This window comes from Sphingobacterium sp. JUb56, from assembly GCF_014191365.1.
In the GTDB taxonomy this organism is placed as follows: Bacteria; Bacteroidota; Bacteroidia; order Sphingobacteriales; family Sphingobacteriaceae; genus Sphingobacterium; species Sphingobacterium anhuiense.
Window position 1 is genome coordinate 4,225,492 of record NZ_JACHWL010000001.1, and the last position, 19,547, is coordinate 4,245,038.

Below are 19,547 nucleotides of genomic sequence, written 5' to 3' on the forward strand. Positions count from 1 at the left end.
TGTTAATTTTTAATGGATGTTATTTCCATTAAAAATTAGAATTGTAAAAAACAAATTTATCGAAGTTTGAAATCCGAAGTGATTTAGGTAGTTTTGACCACATGTCAACAGGAAAAAATATCTATTTCGCTTCGGATTTTCATTTGGGATCTTATCCACAAAGTAAATCCAAAGAAAGAGAACGTGTAATTATATCTTGGCTTGATCATATTAAAGATGATGTTGCTGAATTATATTTAGTCGGTGATATTTTTGACTTTTGGTTTGAATACAGTACCGTTGTACCAAAAGGATATATTCGTTTTCTCGGAAAACTGGCAGAATTGGTGGATAAGGGAGTCAAATTAGCCATCTTTAAAGGAAATCATGACATGTGGATGTTCGATTATTTTAAAAACGAACTGCAAGCAACTATTGTCGATGACGAACTACTCATAAACCGAGATCAAAAATCTTTTTATCTCCATCATGGTGATGGCTTAGGTGCGGGAGATCGTAAATATAAAATCTTAAAAAAATTCTTCCGAAGTAAGACCTGTCAATGGCTATTTGCAAGATTGCACCCAAATTTAGGAATCGGCATTGCCACACGCTGGTCAAAACACAGTCGACTTGCTAATAATGAAGATGAGCATTTTTTAGGTGAAGATCAGGAATGGCTCATTGGTTATGCAAAAGAAATGGAAGCCAAGCAGCACCATGATTTCTACATTTTCGGACATCGTCATTTACCTTATGACATCAAACTTTCGGATCAAAGCCGAGTGATAAACTTAGGTGAATGGATGAATTACCAGACCTATGCAGTCTGGGATGGTCATAAACTAAAACTTGAAAAATGGTCGAAATAAAAAAAAGTTTACGCGATTGCCTTTTGAGTTACTACCCCTTAGAAGCAGATGACATTGAGGCTATAGAAGCTATTACGACCGAAGTCCACATCCCTCGGAATACCATCATTATACAACAGGACAAACTGCAACATGATATCTACATACTATCATCAGGATTAGCACGCGTCTATTATGAAGTTCCTAATAGAGAAATCACACTTGATTTTAATGATGCAGGCTGTATGCTGATGTCGATCAATACCTACGCCCGAAATGAGCCTGGATATGAAAACATTGCTATTGTAGAAGATGCTACTTTATTTAAAATAAACTCTCCCGCCCTTTTCAGGTTGTATGAAGAAAATATTCGCATTGCTAACTTAGGGAGAAAAATTGCGGAGTACGAATTTATTAAAATTGAACAGAGAGCGATGTCCAAACTTTTCAATACTGCACAAAGTAGATATATGGATCTGCTCGATAAATACCCCACTTATATCAACCGTATCAAATTAGGTTACATTGCCTCCTATTTAGGAATTTCCCAAGTCACCCTAAGCCGTATCCGCGCCAACATTCGGTAATTTTTTAACATTAGTAAAAAATAATTACGCTAATTGTATCCATCTTTGCAAAAAAAAAGGCTATGAATTGGATATTATTAATTTTAGGTGGATTATTTGAAATTGGGTTTACCACCTGCTTAGGAAAGGCAAAACAAAGCGAAGGTTCTGCCATGTATCTTTGGTATTTCGGATTTGTCCTTTCCCTGTTTTTAAGCATGGGTTTACTAATCAAAGCAACGCAAACATTACCGCTCGGTACTGCGTATGCAGTTTGGACAGGAATTGGTGCCGTAGGAACAGTTTTAATCGGAATCTTCTTCTTTAAAGAACCTGCAGATTTTTGGCGCATATTCTTCATTTTCACTCTTATCGCATCTATTGTAGGCTTGAAGGCAGTTTCTTCACATTAAGCAATAGAACTATTATTAAATCGACAAAATTTCTTTACTTTTGTAAGCTTAAAAGCTCTTGCGCATGTCGCAGGGTTTGAATAATGTGAATTATGTTAGAAAAATTACAGGCGATAAAAGAAAGATGGGAAGAAGTGGAGGCTGAATTAAGCAATCCAGAGACCATCAAAGATATGAAGCGTTTTGCCAAATTAAATAAAGAATACAAAGATTTAGGCAAAATCGTAGATCAGTACCATATTTACAGAAATATGGTAAGCAATATCGATACCAATAAAGATATTATCAGCAATGAGAAAGATCAAGAACTTCGCGATATGGCGAAAGAAGAACTTGATGAATTATTAGTTGCAAAAGAAGAGAAGGAAGATGAAATCCGCATGATGCTGATTCCGAAAGATCCGGAAGATGACAAAAATGCAATTTTAGAGATTCGTGGTGGTACTGGTGGTGATGAAGCGGCATTATTTGCAGGTGATTTATACCGTATGTATACCCGTTTCTTTGAAACCAAAGGCTGGAAAGTTGAGGTTATGGATGTAACGGAAGGAACTTCTGGTGGCTATAAAGAGGTAATCTTGAAAGTAATGGGTGAAGATACTTATGGGCAATTGAAATATGAATCAGGTGTACACCGTGTACAACGTGTTCCTGATACAGAAACGCAAGGTCGTGTCCATACTTCTGCGGCATCTGTTGCTGTTCTTCCAGAAGCTGAAGAAGTGGATGTTGACATCAACCCAGGAGATGTTGAGATGCATACGTCACGTTCAGGTGGTGCCGGTGGTCAGAACGTCAATAAGGTAGAAACAAAAGTACAGTTGACTCACAAACCTTCTGGTATTGTAGTGGTATGTCAAGTAGAACGTTCTCAATTAGCGAACCGTGAATTGGCAATGGAAATGCTTCGTACTAAACTTTACGAGATCGAATTGAACAAAAAGAACGGCGATATTGCAGCAAAAAGAAAAACTTTAGTCTCAACCGGTGACCGTTCTGCAAAAATTCGTACTTATAACTACCCTCAGGGAAGATTTACAGAGCACCGTATTGGAATGACAACATACAATTTACCAGCTATTTTGGACGGTGATATTCAGCCGATTATCGACGCATTACAGTTCGCTGAGAATGCAGAAAAGATGAAAGACGGAGCCGTAGACTAGTTTTTTTTAAAATAATATTAGCAAATAAAGAAATAAACGCTATATTTGCACACCTTCAAGAGAGAAGGTAAACGGTCTGGTAGTTCAGCTGGTTAGAATACATGCCTGTCACGCATGGGGTCGCGGGTTCGAGTCCCGTCCAGACCGCCAGAAATAAGAGAGTAATCTCGAATAGTTCTTTAACAACATTTAAAATTTGGTCCGGTAGTTCAGCTGGTTAGAATACATGCCTGTCACGCATGGGGTCGCGGGTTCGAGTCCCGTCCGGACCGCCAATTTTAAATAACATTTTACATTTTTCGGTCTGGTAGTTCAGCTGGTTAGAATACATGCCTGTCACGCATGGGGTCGCGGGTTCGAGTCCCGTCCAGACCGCCAAAAAAAGTAAAAACGGTCCGGTAGTTCAGCTGGTTAGAATACATGCCTGTCACGCATGGGGTCGCGGGTTCGAGTCCCGTCCGGACCGCTGGAATAAAAAAGCTTTCAATGCAAATTGAAAGCTTTTTTTGTTTATTAGGATTTCTCCCTAATTCACCTGTTCTTTTTTTATTACATTTTCTATAGATAGCTTTTAGTATAGCTATACGAAATATGCATAAAGTAAAACATGTTCAACATCTTGAACATCTAAATACCCTATTATTTTAACGCTTTTAATCTATTTTTCAAACTCAGAGATAGATCTAGCAGATTATTGTGTTAACTCGTCCCTAAATATCATTTTTGACTCATAATAGCGCAAGACAAGCTTATCATTGGCTAACTGTCTAAATTAAATGTACAATCTAAAATTCCTATCAATATATAGATACTGACAAAAAAAGAAGCCTTAATATGCAAGGCATACGAAGGCTTCTCTTTTGTTTTATTATAAAGCTATTATTCTGCGCTCACAGAGAATTCCGCAGCTGCAGCAAAGTCTTGTCCATTTTGCGAACTTAATGCTGTAAAACGAATAAAACGACCTTTTACTGGCTTAGCCAAAGTTACTGTCTTCGGTTTTCCGTTATTTTCGAAATTACCTTCAGCAACTGGCTCGCTCCAATTCTTACCATCTGTACTCACTTGCAATTTATAGCTTTTAATGGTACCATTACCACCACCTTGACGTGGGGTATAGGTAAAAGCTTTAATGGTTTTAATTGCATTCGCATCAAAATCTACCCAATGCGGATATTGTGCCACAGTAACTGAATACATCGAATGCCAAATTGTACTTGGATCACCATCTAATAAATTAGAAGCTTCACCTTCCCCTGTTTCTTCACTCGAAGCAAATACAACTTGCATCGGGATACTTTCTATTTTAGGAAATTGGAAGGAAGCTTTCAATTTCTCATTGCCCTTTGCCCATGCTGTCACAATACCACCTTCACGTAAGTTAACAGGAGCTTTGTATATTTGTGGCTTTCCTTTACCAATGGTATAATATAGTTCCGCACCTACCTGCTCACTTGCGATATGCACATCACCGTTACGGCTTCTTGACACCGAGATCGGCACATCACCCGCTAGAGATACCTGAGACTTCTGACGATAATCCTGATTAGCAACAGGACGGATAATAAAGCCAAACGAAGTTGATTTTGCTTTCACACGATCTTGTTCCAATGGAGGTCCTTGCCCACAGCTATTTCCACCCAAACCGGTAACTGCCGCATCCACATGTAAATGTGTACCTGAGCTTTTTGGTAATTTATAGGGATGACTTGCTAAGGTAACTTCCATCTCGCTCCACGGTAATGCAGATGTCGACATATGATCTTTGGCAATAAAGACCACACCAGACCCCGACTCATCCGTTAAAGCTGTCCAACGCACCTCTTCATTATTACTCATACTTTGAGGATTGGGCCATGGAACAAATTGGTCTTTAACCGTACTCGTATGTAACTCTATATTCTGTGCAGTTTTACGGTCTGCATAGTTATTGATCGGTCCTCTTCCGTAATACGTATAGTTGCTATATTGATCTGGTAGCTGCAAACCATAACCTAATCGGGCTAAAGCTAACGTTTCATCATTGGATGTCACATTAGCGGCTAATTCGAGCGAACCATCTTGATATACTGTCCAGACCTGATTTGTTGTAAACTTGAAGTCATTAGCGCCAAAAGGTTTGTCTTTATGTTCTTCAATCGTATATGTTCCAGAAGTACCACCATGAATAGTCGCTGCATTAGGCGCTTGCGATTCGACCATAAATGATAGAATGATTGCTCCATCTTGTCTCGTGTAGATCGAGCTGGATAATGCTTTGTGCTTCAGATTATGTAAGCCCTTTTGAAACCATTGCTGATAAGCCCAGTTATCATTATCTACTGGTGCACGGAAAGCATCTAATTTAGGTCCCTCACCGTCACGAATAACCTGTTTACCAGCATAGTTTAGGCTATAAATACTACCATTTTCCGTATCAAACTTAATAATGAAATCTGAACCTTTAATTACTTTTAACTTTTGTTCATCAACGATGCTTAGTTTAGCGTTTGTCTGAACAGCAGCTATAGTAGGTTTTTCACTTGCAGCTTTAACAAACAACTGTTCCTCCATCTGTAAATATCCTTTAGCTGCCCATAATTGATCTTTAGCTAATAAGAACTGTACTTTAACAAAGTATTCCGATTGTTTATTTAATTTTTGAAAGTCCAAAGGTAATGTAACCACTTTCTTCTCACGTGCTCCAACTGTTTCACCCTTTACTACTGAGACAGGCTTCTGTATCTCCACACCATTTTCATATAAAGACCAAACGATATCGTAATCCGCTAAAGAAACAAAATAGTTCTTATTAAAGATTTCTATTTTACCCTGTGCAATATCAACAGCCTTAACGCCCACATTCTGGTAAACTTTCTTTACCTCATAATATTGTGGCTTTGGCTTCATATCTGCGAAAATCAAACCATTATTGACAAATGTTCCATCATTAGGTTTATCACCAAAATCACCACCATAAGCAAAGAACTTTTCACCAGACTGTTTATCATAATAATACATGGCCTGATCGATCCAATCCCAAGTAGCTCCGCCCATAAAGAAATTTGTCGATTCAATTGCTTCCCAATAATCAATCAGGTTACCTGATGCATTCCCCATAGAGTGTGCATATTCGGAAATATGGAACGGGTATTTCATCTTAAACTGCCCTTTTACAGCTTGACGAACCCATTCGATCGAAGGGTATTGGTTCGACCCCATATCAACGATATTATTATTACGCTCGTACTGAACAGGACGTGATGTATCAAATTTTTTAATCGCATCATATGCCGCTACAAAGTTGTTTCCTGGGCCGGCCTCATTACCCAATGACCAGAGAACAATAGAAGGATGATTTACATTTGCATGAACCATCTCCAAGTTACGTGCTACGTGTGCATTCTTCCATTCCGGAGGGTGTGAAAGAGAAGCATCGCCATAGTAATATTCATGACTTTCAATATTAGCCTCATCTTCTAAATAGATTCCGTATTTATCACATAAGTAATACCAATATGGATCATCTGGATAATGTGAATTACGAACATGATTGATATTCGCTTTCTTCATCAAGATAATTTCTTGCTCCATCTGCTCATGTGTCACCACTTTTCCTTTCTCAGGATTTGATTCATGGCGATTTACCCCTTTCAATTTTACAGTTTTGCCATTTACAAAGAAATAACGTCCTGCCAAACCAAACTCATCATCAGAAGCCTTTGTATCTTTAATTTCCACTTTACGGAAACCAACGTAAAGAGAAGATGTTTCTATTGTACGGTTTTTACTATCTTTTAATTCAGCAACAAGTGTGTACCGGTATGGGCGCTCTGCTGACCATTTATTGGGGTTTTCAACTTGAAGAGAAGCTTTCACGATAGATGAGGTATTCGGATTAACATCTACCACATCACTCGATACCAAAATAGATTTTACAGCTGTATTAACATCGCTATAAAGTTCATTCGCATAAAGACTATATTTAATCTGATGACCTTTAGCAACTTTTTTATCTTTATTTAAGATTTCAGCTTTAATACTTAAAGTTCCATTTTGATACTTTTCATCCAGATCTGGAATGGCGACAACATCACGAATCTGAACCTTCGGCTTTGCTGTTAAAGCGACAGTTCTAAATATCCCCGGAAGACGGAACATATCCTGAGCCTCAATAAAAGAAGCATCTGAATTCCTGTACACTTCTACGGCGACAACATTTTCACCTTTCTTATTCAAATAATCAGTGATATTAAAAGAAGCGACATTACGTGAATTTTTTGAGAAACCAACATACTTCCCATTGATCCATAGATAAAAAAATGAATCTACCCCATCAAAATTAATATAGATATCACGGCCGTCCCAATTAGTTGGCACTTCGAATGAGCGTCTATAAGATCCAACTTCATTTCGGTAGATATACGTTGTCCAATGCTTTGGTGGGGTACGCATAACACCTCCGCGCCAGTCATCCACTTTTACCTGATGTTGAAAAATAACAGGTTGGTTAACATAGATCGGCACACCATATTTTAGCGTACCATCTTTTTGAATGCCCGCTATATTCCAGCTCATTGGAACACCAACATTATCCCAAGCTGTTACATCTGCTTGAGGATCAAAAAAATTCTTCGGTCTTTCATCAGGAGTTTTTACCCAATTAAATTTCCAGGTACCGTTTAAAGACTTCCAATACTCACTATTTTCCGGTAATACTTTACGAGCCTTATCAGCATCTTTAAAAGAGAAAAAATAAGCATGGGGTTGCTCCTTATTGAGCGCGAGGTCTTGGGGAGACTCCCACTCTTTACCTGTTGGAATCGTTTCGACCCCATAACGAAAGCCTGCAATCGGATCACCGATTTGTGCATTCGCCTGAAAGGCCGATGCTAATAAAACTGCCATGACACAGCTTATTCGCATAGATAATGATTTGATCATATTCATTTATTAAATAGAGGTTGTCCACAAAAATATAAGCAATATAATGAAATACAAGTAGCTACAATTAATCATTCGATTGCGTAAAATTTATATATATAAAGATGGATAAGTTCCATTCTGTTCAAAAAGTTAATTAGGAAAGCTTCATAAACGGCTGAGTGCACAAAATCAAAAATAAACTTGATGCACACGAAACCGCTATTTTTTTCGTTTAAAAAATTTACGCTTATCAAAAAAAAAGAGTAGGTTTGGCCCTACGTAGAATGGGTTTTTCTACCAAACAACACAAATATTAAACTCGTTGGGTTACTATTAGTTATATTAAGGTATTAATAGGTGAGTAAGATCAGTAAATCAAATAAGCTCGAGAATGATGAGCAAATCATAGCCGGTATTAAATCGGGTAGTAGTATTGCATTGGATGCAATATATGAATTATACTATCCATCTATTGCCCATATGATTTCTCAAAATAACGGAAGCGAAGATGAGGCAAAAGATATCTTCCAAGAGGCCGTGATTGTTCTTTATGACAAGGTTTCTAAAGGTAATTTTGAATTAAGCAGTAAACTTAAAACCTATCTATATTCGATTTGCCGAAGACTTTGGCTTAAGCAGTTAAATCGTGCAGGTTTTGGATCAGTAGATATCCGAGGTTATGAAGATTCGTTACCGGATAACGATGATATCGAGCGACATCAGGAGCTTGACAAAAAATTTGAACAAATGGAACATGCAATGTCTCTTTTAGGAGAACCTTGTAAAACCATTCTCCACGATTTCTATATCCAGAACCATTCCATGCAGGAGATCTGCGAGAAGTTTGGATATACCAATACAGACAATGCCAAAACTCAAAAATACAAATGCCTGCAAAGATTGAAAAAACTATTTTTCATGCAGTAAAAAAATTAGTATAACAAACAATGAGTATGATGAGCCAACAAGAGTTTTTTGAATTAGCAGATCGCTATCTCAGGGATGAAATGATAAAAGAAGAGCGTGCTTCTTTCGAATCTTTCTGTGCAGAAAACCCTTCTTTCTCGGCACAGCTAACACAACACCGTCAATTTCTTGACAATCTTAAAGATACACAGTCACGTATTGATTTCAAACAGCAACTCGCACAGTCCGCTAAAAGTTATCACCAATCGCATCAGCAGGCGAAAGTGATTCCGATGAAGCAAACAAAAGTAATCTCTTTGTGGGAAAAATTGAAAGCAAGTTCATTAGTAGCTGCTTCGGTAGCCGTAGTTGCCGTATTTTCCACCTTATGGATTTCAGGATATTATAAGAATATTGATAAAGCTAATACAGATTACAGTGCATTGAAGCGTGACATGAATAATGTGAAGAAAGATGTCAATGAACATAATGCTGCGCTGAAAAGTATTAATAATAAATCAACCAAAGCAAGTGAATCTTCTGTCAGTCAATATGGAGCTACAGGGTTTATGGTTTCAAATAATGGTTATGTCGTGACCAACTACCATGTTGTAAGCGGTGCAGATTCAATATACCTGCAAAATAATAAAGGGGAATCATACAAAGCACAGGTAATCCATTCGGACGCCAGCAATGATTTAGCGATACTACTAATTGAAGATGCTAACTTTAAAAGAGGCAAAACTTTACCATACACCTTTAAAACCGCAGCATCAGATTTAGGGGAAGATATTTATACGATAGGTTTCCCACGGGATGAGGCCGTGTACGGGCAAGGATATTTGAGTTCATCGACAGGATATGCCGGTGATACAATCGCTTATCAAATTTCAATCCCTGTTAACCCAGGTAACAGCGGTGGTCCAGTAATGGACACCAAAGGAAATGTTATCGGTATTATCTCCGGTAAACAAAGAGGGATTGATGGTGCCGGTTTTGCAATCAAAACAAAATCGATATTGAAAGCATTAGATGAAATACCTGCCGATTCATTGCAAGGGCAAGTAAAATTAAATAAGAAAAATATGCTCTCTGGTCTTTCAAGAACAGAGCAAATAAAAAGAATGCAAGATTATATATACATGGTGAAAGTATATTAATCATTTAAGACCCATAAAAAAAGGCATCAATTCAAATTGATGCCTTTTTTTATGAATAATATACTCCTAATTATAAATTAGGCTGTGGAGTTGTTCTTAAGTAAGGTTTGATTTCTTTAAAGCCTTTCGGGAACTTTGCAGGGATGTCCTCTGTTTTGATAGCAGGGACCACAATCACATCCTCTCCATGTTTCCAGTCCGCAGGTGTAGCTACAGAATAATCGGCAGTCAACTGTAAAGAATCAATAACACGTAAAATTTCATCAAAATTACGACCGGTAGATGCAGGGTACGTTAGTGTTAATTTAATTTTTTTATCTGGCCCTATAATAAATACCGAACGTACTGTTACCGTTGCAGAAGCATTGGGGTGAATCATATCATACAATTCGGATACATGACGATCTTCGTCAGCAATAATCGGAAAATTAACAGTAGTATGCTGGGTTTCGTTGATATCCTGTATCCAATCCAAATGATCTTGAACAGGATCAACACTTAAAGCGATTGCTTTCACACCCCTTTTATCAAACTCCGATTTTAATTTCGCTGTCCGTCCAAGTTCAGTTGTACAAACAGGTGTATAATCAGAAGGGTGCGAAAAAAACACAACCCAGCTATCTTTAATAAACTCATGGAAATCAATATCTCCTATTGTCGTCTGCGCTTTAAAATTTGGCGCTTCATCTCCTAATCTTAAACTCATATCTTTCTTTTTTAAATTCGTAATACACTATATACTCTACAAATATAGTAGATTTTTATTCATAACAAAATCTAAGCTTTGTTTTTTACAAAAACCTGTTAAAAATTATCAAACTTTATTATGCGAGCATAATAATAAAATAAGTATATTTACTTACAAACCATTACCAATGTACACATTATGAATTTTGAATTAAACGAAGAATATAGCATGATTCAGGAAGCTGCTCGAGATTTCGCGCAGCAGGATTTAAAACCGGGTGTCATAGAACGGGATGAGAAAGCACTATTCCCTTACGACCAGGTGAAGAAAATGGGTGAATTAGGATTTATGGGCATGATGGTCGACAGTAAGTATGGAGGTGCAGGGCTTGATGCATTAGCTTATACCTTGGTCTTGGAAGAAATTGCTAAAATCGACGCATCAGCTGCAGTGATCATGTCTGTTAATAATTCTCTCGTATGCTACGGCTTAGAAGCTTTCGGCACCGAAGAGCAAAAAGAAAAGTATTTAAGACCTTTAGCTTCTGGAGAAAAGCTAGGTGCTTTTGCCCTATCCGAACCTGAAGCGGGTTCCGATGCAACATCCCAGCACACAACAGCAATAGATCAAGGAGATCATTACCTTTTAAATGGCACTAAAAACTGGATCACAAATGGCGGTAATGCCGATATTTGCCTCATCATTGCACAGACGCATCCCGAAAAAGCACATCGCGGAATAAATGTACTGATTGTAGAAAAAGAGATGCCTGGTTTTACAATCGGACCAAAAGAGAATAAACTTGGCATCAGAAGCTCAGATACCCACTCACTCTTATTTACTGATGTTAAAGTCCCTAAAGAAAACCGCATAGGTGAAGATGGATTTGGATTCAAATTTGCCATGAAAACATTAGATGGAGGTAGAATTGGTATTGCGGCCCAAGCATTAGGTATCGCCGCAGGTGCTTATGAATTCGCTCTTGCTTATGCAAAAGAGCGAAAAACCTTTGGAAAACCAATTGCAGAGCATCAGGCTATCCAATTTAAACTCGCAGATATGGAAGTTGAAATAGAAGCCGCAAGACTATTGACATATAAAGCAGCATGGACAAAAGATCAAGGGTTGCCCTACAGCAAAGAAGCGGCAATGGCCAAACTACATGCTTCCGAAGTTGCGATGAAAACAAGTATTGAAGCCGTTCAGATCCATGGTGGATATGGATATGTAAAAGAGTACCATGTAGAAAGATTGATGCGTGACGCAAAGATCACACAGATTTATGAAGGAACTTCTGAGATACAGCGATTAGTCATCGCTAGAGAGATACTAAAATAAAAAGATTCACAGGGTAACCGGTCATGCCCTGTGAATCTTTTTATTTTCCTCTATTTTAAGGATAGCAGATTAAAAAGTGATCAAATTTTATCTGCCATTAAACAAGCTTACCATCTATTGTTGCTAAATAGCCATAATCTTCAAATGCAAAGCTAGAGGTTTCTTTCATTACATAATTTAATAACAACTTAGATTTTAGAAGTAAGATTTGCTGTTCTTGAACGTCCTTACTTTTCAAACCATCGTGCATCAGTACCAATGCTAATGGTCTTATCTGCTCCACTTCCAGATCTTCTTTCGCGTAGCTTAATAAAGCTTCATCAGTTACCGTCAAGAAAAATTGACGGCTTTTTTTAAAAAACTCATCGTAAGCTTTATCAAATACAATGGATGAAGGCTCATCAAAAACATGCTGTTCATCGACAAGTAATCTCAAAAACTTACCCATTTCATTTGTCCAATTCAACAATGAATTACTTTCAAATCTAATTCCCATACTATCTTATTTGTCCATTACCCGTTACATACCATTTTTCAGTCACTAATTTTTCTAAGGCAAAAGGTCCTCTAGCGTGAAGCTTTTGTGTAGAAATACCGATCTCAGCTCCTAAACCAAATTCTCCACCATCTGTAAATCGCGTGGAGGCATTGGCATACACTGCAGCGGCATCCACAGCATTCATAAATCGTTCCAATTTTTCCGAATCATTGGAGACAATACATTCTGAATGACGGGAGGAATAAGTAGCAATGTGCGTCAAAGCCTGTTCCAGTCCGTTTAATATTTTAATTGAACATTTAAGATCTAAAAATTCACGCCCAAAATCAACTTCATTTGCTTGTTGCAAATAAGGATATCCCAATCGCTCTAAAATAGCATAACTCCGTTCATCAGCAAAAACTTCCACCCGCTCCTTTTCAAAGGGAACGATAATTCCATCTAAAAATGAATCAGCAATCTCTTCATCTAATAATATCGTATCCAATGCATTGCAAACAGAAGGTCGGGATATTTTTGCGTTAGCAACAATAGCAACTGCCTTATCGATTGTTGCTGATTGCTCTACATAGGTATGACACACTCCAGCACCTGTTTCAATAACGGGTACTTTAGCATGCGCACGAACAAAATCAATCAATGATTGCGAACCTCGGGGGATAATAATATCCACAAATTTAGTTGCCGTAAGTAATTCTTGTACAAATTTCCGGTCTGTTGGCAGTAATTGAACAATATTTGGGTTTAAATGATGCTGAATCAAAACTTTTTGAATGATCTCAACCAATATCTGATTTGTATGAAAAGCATCCGTGCCACCCCGCAACAGACAAACATTGCCCGAGCGAATACATAATGCAGCCACATCAATAGTCACATTCGGTCTAGACTCATATATAACCGCGACTACCCCCAAAGGAACTGCTTTCTTTTCCAACAATAAACCATTATCCAAAACCTGTTGGTTTAATAACTTTCCGGAAGGATCAGGAAGTTTAGCAACATCCAACACACTTTTTGCCAAAGCCTCTATCCTTTCGGCATTCAAAACCAACCGATCCCTTTTCGGATCATCTGCATCTAATAATTTCAGATCTTTTTCATTTTCAAATAGAATAGCAGTAACCCGTCCTCGCAATGCCTCTGCCAGATCAGTTAAAATATGTGCTTTTGTATCTGAATCCAATTGATTTATATCCCTTGTTGCAGCCAATGCTGCTTCTAATTGCTCTGTGATATTTTCCATATTATAACAATACGATATCATCAGCATGTGCTAAGATGATATCTTTACGTTTTACATTCTTCATTAAATCGCCCATATCCCACTTAGATTTAGCAACAGCAATGATTTGATCATCTTCGTCAAAAATATGGAACACTTCACCTTCCTCAAACTGTTCAACACAGGTTTTAACACCAACAAGTAAGAGACTTTTTCGTTGCAAAAGTGCCTCTGCAGCACCTCTATCAATAATTACTTTACCCTTAATTAAACTTCCACTTGCTAACCATTTATTGCGGGAAGAAACCTTTTTAGGCTGTGCCATGCAGATCGTACCCGTTTGACCTTCGATCGCCTTCAGCAAGGCATTTTCAGTTTGCATGCTAAAAATAACAGCCCGTATCCCCATCTGATTAGCCAACCGTGCAAAATTTAATTTTGACGTCATACCACCAAGACCGACAGAAGACTTATCTGTTCTTGCTAAAGAAAGTGCGGCCTTATCGATCACTTTTAATTCGGGGATAACTATTCCTTCCGAATCCATAACTCCGGGTACCGAAGTTGTAAATAAAATTTGCTCAGCACCAAAGCCAACTGCAATCAAAGTCGCCAACTCATCATTATCAGAAAATTTCAATTCTTTATTACTCACCACATCATTTTCATTGGCAATAGGAATAATGTTATTTTTCCATAAAGTTTCATAAGTATTTTTCAATTGCACAAATTGATTCCTATTTGCAAAATGCTGACGCTCACATAAACTTTGAGCTAAAGCAATTTTAAAGGGTCGAAAATAAGTACTATAAATTTGCAATAACAAAGGATTACCAATAGCTGCTGCAGCCTTTCTTTCTGACAAAGTCCCCGAATACCGTGTCAAAAACTTTTTCCCTGCCGCAACTGCTCCTGAAGAAACCAGAACGACATTATAATGCTGTTGTATTTGAGCGACCTGTCTTGCGATCTCCAATACGATCCGTTCATCTACCTCCCCGTCCGCTGTCGTAATAGAAGCTGAGCCAAACTTGATAACAACAATTGGCTTTTTCATATATTTTTTTGTGTTTATTTTGTTTAGGTAATTACTTATTCTTATAAAAATAAAGAAGCGTTTTGACAAAAGAAAGGTTTATGAAAAATTATCTACCAAAAAGGTATATTTTATATGGTACAATTTGTGTAGGAATACTCTCAATTCAAAACACCATCATATATGAATCGTTTACTTAACAGTATCATGGTTGCTTCGCTTTTGTTCGTTTCATGCCAACAAAAGAACAAGGAGGCTACCCAATCCAAAGAAACAGCGACAGTGGGCGGTGATAAAGACAAGCACGGCTGTATCGCAAGTGCAGGATACACTTGGTCAACTTTAAAAGATAGCTGTGTTAGGCCTTTTGAGCAGATACAATTGGATATCGTTAATAATTCAGATAGCTATGAAACAGCGGCATTTCTGATTATTGATGATAAGAAACATGCCGCAGAGGTTTTTCTAAAAGAAAGCCCAGAAAGCATTGTCTTAAAACACGTCAAAGAATATGAGTATGAAAATCAGGATTACAAGTTAATTCAGGATCAGCATTGCTGGACATTAATTAAAGGCGACAAAACTTTATATAAAGAAAAAGAATAAAAAAAGGGCTTAAGCCCTTTTTTTATTTAAATCGTTCATCAAATATTTTCTCTAAGGAGAACATCTCATCTCTAAGTTTAGCGGCTTCTAAGAAGTCCATTTCTTTAGCTGCCTTTTCCATTTTCTTACGAACTGTGTCGATCGCTTTTTTAAGCTCTTTCTCACCTAGGTATTGTAACACCGGATCTGCGGCAATGGCTACCGAAGGATCTGGCTCAACATATATCTTCGGCTCCAGTCCATTGAAATCAGCGACCGAGGTTTGCTCCATAATCTCCTCTTTAGTTTTTCCGACAGTTCGAGGCGTAATATGATGGTCTTCGTTATATTTCATTTGTTTCTCACGACGGCGGGTAGTCTCATCAATAGTAGCAGCCATACTATCCGTCATCCGATCTGCATACATGATCACACGCCCTTTGTCATTACGCGCAGCACGACCGATTGTCTGAATCAATGATCTCTGAGATCGCAAAAAACCTTCCTTATCAGCATCCAATATCGCGACTAATGTTACTTCAGGTAAATCAAGACCTTCCCTCAATAAGTTAACCCCTACCAGAACATCAAATTCACCAAGACGCAATCCTCTTAATATTTCGACCCGTTCCAATGTCTTTACTTCAGAGTGGATATACCTAACTTTTATATGCAGCTTAGTCATATATTTGGTTAACTCTTCTGCCATACGCTTCGTCAACGTTGTCGCTAACACACGTCCTCCGGCTTTAATGGCCTTATCTGCTTCCTCAAGGAAATCATCCACCTGATTAATCGCAGGATGAACTTCAATAATCGGATCTAACAACCCTGTCGGCCGTATAACTTGCTCAACAAAAACACCTTCCGTCTGCTGTAACTCGTAATCTCCCGGTGTTGCAGAAACATAAATCGTCTGATTCGTCAAAGATTCAAATTCAGGGAAATTCAAAGGCCTATTGTCAAGCGCTGCCGGTAACCTAAAACCATGTTCTACCAAAGCAATTTTTCTGGAACGGTCTCCACCATACATGGCCCGTAATTGCGGAATCGTTACATGACTTTCGTCTATAACAAGTAAATAATCTTCGGGAAAATAATCCAGTAAACAGAAAGGGCGCATCCCAGGCTCACGACCATCAAAAAACCGGGAATAATTTTCAATTCCGGAACAATAGCCAAGCTCTCGCATCATCTCCAGATCGTAATTAACACGTTCTTCCAGACGTTTCGCTTCCAGCATCTTACCTTCCTCTTCCAACTGTGTTCTACGTTGCACCATCTCTTCTTGAATTGCCCAGATCGTTGAAGTAAACTTTTCCTTTGGTGTTACAAAGAGTGTTGCAGGAAAAAGAGCTAGATCTTCCATTCTACTTAAGGTCTTTCCTGTTACCGGATCGATTTCACTCAACTCATCAATCTCATCACCAAAAAATGATACGCGAATGGCAAAATCCAAATAGGCTGGGAAAATATCTACTGTATCTCCCTTTACACGAAAAGTACCTCTCTTAAATTCAGTCGTCGTACGCGCATACAAGATCTCAACCAAGCGATGCAAAAATGCGTTACGGGAAATCACTGTCCCAACAGCAAATCGAAAAATCGACTTGGAGAAATCTTCAGGATTACCCATACCATAAATACAGGAAACAGAAGATACAACAATAACATCACGCCTTCCCGACATCAGTGCCGTTGTAGTAGCAAGACGTAATTTCTCAATCTCTTCATTGATCGCTAGATCTTTCTCAATATACGTATTCGATGACGCGATAAAAGCTTCCGGCTGATAGTAGTCGTAGTAAGAAACAAAATAATTGACAGCATTGTCAGGAAAAAACTGCTTAAACTCTCCGTAAAGCTGAGCTGCTAATGTTTTATTATGGCTGAGTATTAAAGTCGGTTTCTGTGTTTGCTGAATCACATTCGCCACTGTAAACGTTTTTCCAGATCCAGTCACCCCTAAGAGTGTTTGGTATTGTTCTCCTTCGTTTAAACCCTGCACCAATTCTTTGATTGCAGTAGGTTGATCTCCAGTAGGCTTATATTCAGACGTAAGTTGGAACTTCATAAAATCTTATTCAAGTAATACAAATTTAATCAAAATAAATGAGGCATTTATATTATTCAATGAGTCTGCTATTCACAACTATTTTTCCGTTTAAACAAACAATAAGTAATAATATTTGTGTAAATTGGTATAATCACTAAAATCTACACGATATGCTCAATATCCTCAGCACACAGAACAGCATCGCAAATCAATACATTGCCGAACTACGTGATGTCAACATTCAGAAAGACCGCATGCGCTTCCGGCGCAATCTAGAACGCCTTGGGGAAATATTTGCCTATGAAATCAGTAAAACACTGACTTATGCACCTGTAGATGTAGAAACTCCATTGGGTGTTGCAAATACGCAGATGCTCCTTGATCAACCCGTTTTGGCAACTATTCTGCGAGCAGGATTACCCTTACATCAAGGTTTGTTGAATGTTTTCGATCACTCGGACAGTGCATTTATTGCGGCCTATCGTCACACCAAGAAAAGTGGTGAATTTGAAATCCATAAAGAATATGTAAACACCCCAAATCTGGATAACAAAATTGTCATTGTTGCCGATCCGATGCTCGCCACCGGAAAAAGCGCAGTACTATGCTGTAAGGATCTTTTAAATGATTATGCAATTAGAGAATTACATATTGTTATTGCCATCGCTTCCGAAGAAGGTATTAGACATGTGCAGGCATTCTTACCCAAAGCGACAATATGGGTCGGAGCAGTAGATAATGAACTGACAAGCAAAGCGTACATTGTACCCGGTTTAGGCGATGCGGGAGACCTTGCTTTTGGAAATAAGCATTAGTTTTTTAATAATTTAGTAGTAAAAACTTAATACAGAGCACCGCTCTTAACACATTATATATCAGTAAATTTAAACAACAAAATGAAATACGCACATACACAAACTAACTTATCTTTATATGACTTGGCAAAAATACAATGGCGAAAGCATCAAGACATCCATATGGGATGCTGTTGAAACCAACATCTTAAAAGAAATAGATCTAGGCAATAAGCTCAAAGTCTATATCGGGACAGATTCACAGATTAAAAGAGGAACTATTGATTTTGCAACCGTTATTGTTTTCCTCCGAGAACACCGAGGCGGATTTATGTTCGTACATAAAGATAAAAGAAATCACCTGATGGGCATTAAAGAACGGATGCTCCTCGAAGTTCAAAAATCCATCGACGTTGCTTACGCACTTTGTCCACTCCTAGAGCAATACCAAATCGATTTGGAAGTCCATGCAGACATTAATACCAACCCTAATTTTCAATCTAATGTCGCATTAAAAGAAGCCATGGGTTACATTATGGGAATGGGTTTTGTGTTCAAGGCAAAACCAGAATCATTTGCCAGTACGACTTGTGCAAACAAGCAAGTACAATAAATGAAAATAGTGACTGAGCACCTTAAAGATCGTTCGATACGATAGCTCTAATAGTGCGAAATTCATCTTAAAGTGTTGATGTCCTAAAATTACTTTTGGACAAATGAACGGTTTTGCTAAATTCGTATCTTTACTTCTAAAGACACGAGAGCTATGCCAGCAATTATACAGCAGATTATACAACAATTTGCCCAGACGACCATGCTTGAATGGATCGGTACCATCACCGGTTTTTTATGTGTCTATCTCGCCGCTAAACAACATATCCTTAATTGGCCCATCAGCGTAATCAGTGTGGTGACCTATGGCTATATTTTCTATCATAGTAAATTATATGGGGACGCTGTATTACAACTCTATTTTTTAGGTACAGCCATTTATGGCTGGTATTATTGGTCAAAGAAAATCAGAGAAAACGATAAGCCTATTGTCTCCTTTACAAAACGTGAAATGCTGTTCACGATAATTACTATCGGAATCCTGACTGCTTTGCTTGGCACTTTTCTACAAAAGCTGACCGATTCAGACGTTCCATATGCAGATGGTTTTTGCACTGCCGTAAGCTTTGTTGCACAATTTTTAATGACACGAAAAGTACTGCAGAACTGGCTACTGTGGGTTTTTGTAGATATCTGTTATATTCCACTTTACCTACATAAAGGTTTATTGCTAACGGCGATTCTATATTTTGTATTTGCCGTGATTGCTTGGGGAGGCTATAGAGACTGGAAGTCCACTTATCGTACTTTTATGCAATAATGTCCAAA

The 19,547-nt window shown here is 38.1% G+C and carries 17 protein-coding genes and 4 tRNA genes; 15 read left to right on the forward strand and 6 right to left on the reverse strand.

Annotated features, from left to right (window positions below; all coding sequences use genetic code 11):
• Nucleotides 1-101: 101 nt before the first annotated feature.
• The 8 genes from FHR29_RS17950 to FHR29_RS17985 all read left to right on the forward strand — a co-directional run bounded on the left by FHR29_RS17950 (nucleotide 102) and on the right by FHR29_RS17985 (nucleotide 3,441).
• The gene (locus FHR29_RS17950; protein ID WP_183916143.1) at nucleotides 102-851 is read left to right on the forward strand and encodes a UDP-2,3-diacylglucosamine diphosphatase; all 750 of its coding nucleotides are present in this window, start codon (nucleotides 102-104) and stop codon (nucleotides 849-851) included.
• Nucleotides 839-1,417, forward strand: a complete 579-nt coding sequence (locus FHR29_RS17955; RefSeq protein WP_132772511.1) for a Crp/Fnr family transcriptional regulator — start codon at nucleotides 839-841, stop codon at nucleotides 1,415-1,417. The genes FHR29_RS17950 and FHR29_RS17955 overlap by 13 nt, the downstream gene beginning before the upstream one ends.
• 62 nt (nucleotides 1,418-1,479) lie before the next feature.
• Nucleotides 1,480-1,809, forward strand: a complete 330-nt coding sequence (locus tag FHR29_RS17960; RefSeq protein ID WP_021189301.1) for a multidrug efflux SMR transporter — start codon at nucleotides 1,480-1,482, stop codon at nucleotides 1,807-1,809.
• Nucleotides 1,810-1,901: 92 nt separating this feature from the next.
• The gene (gene prfA, locus FHR29_RS17965; RefSeq protein WP_132772513.1) at nucleotides 1,902-2,975 is read left to right on the forward strand and encodes a peptide chain release factor 1; all 1,074 of its coding nucleotides are present in this window, start codon (nucleotides 1,902-1,904) and stop codon (nucleotides 2,973-2,975) included.
• A gap of 73 nt (nucleotides 2,976-3,048) precedes the next feature.
• Nucleotides 3,049-3,125: transfer RNA gene (locus tag FHR29_RS17970), tRNA-Asp, on the forward strand.
• 48 nt (nucleotides 3,126-3,173) lie between these two features.
• Nucleotides 3,174-3,250: transfer RNA gene (locus FHR29_RS17975), tRNA-Asp, on the forward strand.
• A gap of 26 nt (nucleotides 3,251-3,276) precedes the next feature.
• Nucleotides 3,277-3,353, forward strand: a tRNA-Asp gene (locus FHR29_RS17980).
• A gap of 14 nt (nucleotides 3,354-3,367) precedes the next feature.
• Nucleotides 3,368-3,441 (forward strand) — tRNA-Asp (locus FHR29_RS17985).
• A 413-nt stretch (nucleotides 3,442-3,854) separates the two neighbouring features.
• On the opposite strand, the gene FHR29_RS17990 is transcribed toward FHR29_RS17985, so the two are convergent.
• Nucleotides 3,855-7,898, reverse strand: coding sequence for a glycoside hydrolase family 2 TIM barrel-domain containing protein (locus tag FHR29_RS17990; RefSeq protein ID WP_221197865.1), 4,044 nt, complete (start codon nucleotides 7,896-7,898; stop codon nucleotides 3,855-3,857).
• A gap of 339 nt (nucleotides 7,899-8,237) precedes the next feature.
• Here FHR29_RS17990 and FHR29_RS17995 point away from each other — a divergent pair, with 339 nt between their 5' ends.
• Nucleotides 8,238-8,807, forward strand: coding sequence for an RNA polymerase sigma factor (locus FHR29_RS17995; RefSeq protein WP_183916147.1), 570 nt, complete (start codon nucleotides 8,238-8,240; stop codon nucleotides 8,805-8,807).
• 26 nt (nucleotides 8,808-8,833) lie between these two features.
• Nucleotides 8,834-9,946, forward strand: coding sequence for a trypsin-like peptidase domain-containing protein (locus FHR29_RS18000; RefSeq protein WP_243655489.1), 1,113 nt, complete (start codon nucleotides 8,834-8,836; stop codon nucleotides 9,944-9,946).
• Nucleotides 9,947-10,016: 70 nt separating this feature from the next.
• On the opposite strand, the gene FHR29_RS18005 is transcribed toward FHR29_RS18000, so the two are convergent.
• Complete coding sequence (locus FHR29_RS18005) at nucleotides 10,017-10,652, reverse strand: peroxiredoxin (protein ID WP_183916149.1); 636 nt, start codon at nucleotides 10,650-10,652, stop codon at nucleotides 10,017-10,019.
• 180 nt (nucleotides 10,653-10,832) lie between these two features.
• Between FHR29_RS18005 and FHR29_RS18010 the strand changes: the two genes are divergently transcribed.
• Complete coding sequence (locus FHR29_RS18010) at nucleotides 10,833-11,972, forward strand: acyl-CoA dehydrogenase (RefSeq protein WP_183916151.1); 1,140 nt, start codon at nucleotides 10,833-10,835, stop codon at nucleotides 11,970-11,972.
• 97 nt (nucleotides 11,973-12,069) lie between these two features.
• On the opposite strand, the gene FHR29_RS18015 is transcribed toward FHR29_RS18010, so the two are convergent.
• From FHR29_RS18015 to proB, 3 genes are read right to left on the reverse strand one after another with little or no spacing between them, the layout of a single operon-like run.
• The gene (locus FHR29_RS18015) at nucleotides 12,070-12,468 is read right to left on the reverse strand and encodes a hypothetical protein (protein WP_132843887.1); all 399 of its coding nucleotides are present in this window, start codon (nucleotides 12,466-12,468) and stop codon (nucleotides 12,070-12,072) included.
• 1 nt (nucleotide 12,469) lies between these two features.
• On the reverse strand, nucleotides 12,470-13,717 hold the full coding sequence (locus FHR29_RS18020) for a glutamate-5-semialdehyde dehydrogenase (RefSeq protein ID WP_260292198.1): 1,248 nt from the start codon (nucleotides 13,715-13,717) through the stop codon (nucleotides 12,470-12,472).
• A 1-nt stretch (nucleotide 13,718) separates the two neighbouring features.
• Nucleotides 13,719-14,753, reverse strand: a complete 1,035-nt coding sequence (gene proB / locus FHR29_RS18025) for a glutamate 5-kinase (protein WP_183916154.1) — start codon at nucleotides 14,751-14,753, stop codon at nucleotides 13,719-13,721.
• A 162-nt stretch (nucleotides 14,754-14,915) separates the two neighbouring features.
• On the opposite strand from proB, the gene FHR29_RS18030 reads away from it, so the two are divergent.
• Nucleotides 14,916-15,338 carry a hypothetical protein gene (locus tag FHR29_RS18030; protein ID WP_183916156.1) on the forward strand — a complete coding sequence of 141 codons (423 nt, stop codon included), beginning with the start codon at nucleotides 14,916-14,918 and terminating at the stop codon, nucleotides 15,336-15,338.
• 22 nt (nucleotides 15,339-15,360) lie between these two features.
• Here the strand turns inward: FHR29_RS18030 and uvrB are convergent, their stop codons facing one another.
• Nucleotides 15,361-17,391 carry an excinuclease ABC subunit UvrB gene (gene uvrB / locus FHR29_RS18035; RefSeq protein WP_183916158.1) on the reverse strand — a complete coding sequence of 677 codons (2,031 nt, stop codon included), beginning with the start codon at nucleotides 17,389-17,391 and terminating at the stop codon, nucleotides 15,361-15,363.
• A gap of 152 nt (nucleotides 17,392-17,543) precedes the next feature.
• Here uvrB and upp point away from each other — a divergent pair, with 152 nt between their 5' ends.
• The 3 genes from upp to pnuC all read left to right on the forward strand — a co-directional run bounded on the left by upp (nucleotide 17,544) and on the right by pnuC (nucleotide 19,539).
• Entirely contained in the window at nucleotides 17,544-18,188 is a 645-nt protein-coding gene (upp, locus tag FHR29_RS18040; RefSeq protein WP_021190634.1) for a uracil phosphoribosyltransferase, read from the forward strand.
• 118 nt (nucleotides 18,189-18,306) lie between these two features.
• Entirely contained in the window at nucleotides 18,307-18,780 is a 474-nt protein-coding gene (locus FHR29_RS18045; protein ID WP_132843891.1) for a ribonuclease H-like YkuK family protein, read from the forward strand.
• Between the two features lie 153 nt (nucleotides 18,781-18,933).
• The gene (gene pnuC / locus FHR29_RS18050) at nucleotides 18,934-19,539 is read left to right on the forward strand and encodes a nicotinamide riboside transporter PnuC (protein ID WP_132843893.1); all 606 of its coding nucleotides are present in this window, start codon (nucleotides 18,934-18,936) and stop codon (nucleotides 19,537-19,539) included.
• The last annotated feature ends 8 nt before the right edge of the window (nucleotides 19,540-19,547 follow it).

Coding starts and splice junctions, on each gene's coding strand:
- FHR29_RS17950 (WP_183916143.1), top strand. CDS start 102: ATGTCAACAGGAAAAAATATCTATTTCGCTTCGGATTTTCATTTGGGA.
- FHR29_RS17955 (WP_132772511.1), top strand. CDS start 839: ATGGTCGAAATAAAAAAAAGTTTACGCGATTGCCTTTTGAGTTACTAC.
- FHR29_RS17960 (WP_021189301.1), top strand. CDS start 1,480: ATGAATTGGATATTATTAATTTTAGGTGGATTATTTGAAATTGGGTTT.
- prfA (WP_132772513.1), top strand. CDS start 1,902: ATGTTAGAAAAATTACAGGCGATAAAAGAAAGATGGGAAGAAGTGGAG.
- FHR29_RS17990 (WP_221197865.1), bottom strand. CDS start 7,898: ATGATCAAATCATTATCTATGCGAATAAGCTGTGTCATGGCAGTTTTA.
- FHR29_RS18000 (WP_243655489.1), top strand. CDS start 8,834: ATGATGAGCCAACAAGAGTTTTTTGAATTAGCAGATCGCTATCTCAGG.
- FHR29_RS18005 (WP_183916149.1), bottom strand. CDS start 10,652: ATGAGTTTAAGATTAGGAGATGAAGCGCCAAATTTTAAAGCGCAGACG.
- FHR29_RS18010 (WP_183916151.1), top strand. CDS start 10,833: ATGAATTTTGAATTAAACGAAGAATATAGCATGATTCAGGAAGCTGCT.
- FHR29_RS18015 (WP_132843887.1), bottom strand. CDS start 12,468: ATGGGAATTAGATTTGAAAGTAATTCATTGTTGAATTGGACAAATGAA.
- FHR29_RS18020 (WP_260292198.1), bottom strand. CDS start 13,717: ATGGAAAATATCACAGAGCAATTAGAAGCAGCATTGGCTGCAACAAGG.
- proB (WP_183916154.1), bottom strand. CDS start 14,753: ATGAAAAAGCCAATTGTTGTTATCAAGTTTGGCTCAGCTTCTATTACG.
- FHR29_RS18030 (WP_183916156.1), top strand. CDS start 14,916: ATGAATCGTTTACTTAACAGTATCATGGTTGCTTCGCTTTTGTTCGTT.
- uvrB (WP_183916158.1), bottom strand. CDS start 17,391: ATGAAGTTCCAACTTACGTCTGAATATAAGCCTACTGGAGATCAACCT.
- upp (WP_021190634.1), top strand. CDS start 17,544: ATGCTCAATATCCTCAGCACACAGAACAGCATCGCAAATCAATACATT.
- FHR29_RS18045 (WP_132843891.1), top strand. CDS start 18,307: ATGACTTGGCAAAAATACAATGGCGAAAGCATCAAGACATCCATATGG.
- pnuC (WP_132843893.1), top strand. CDS start 18,934: ATGCCAGCAATTATACAGCAGATTATACAACAATTTGCCCAGACGACC.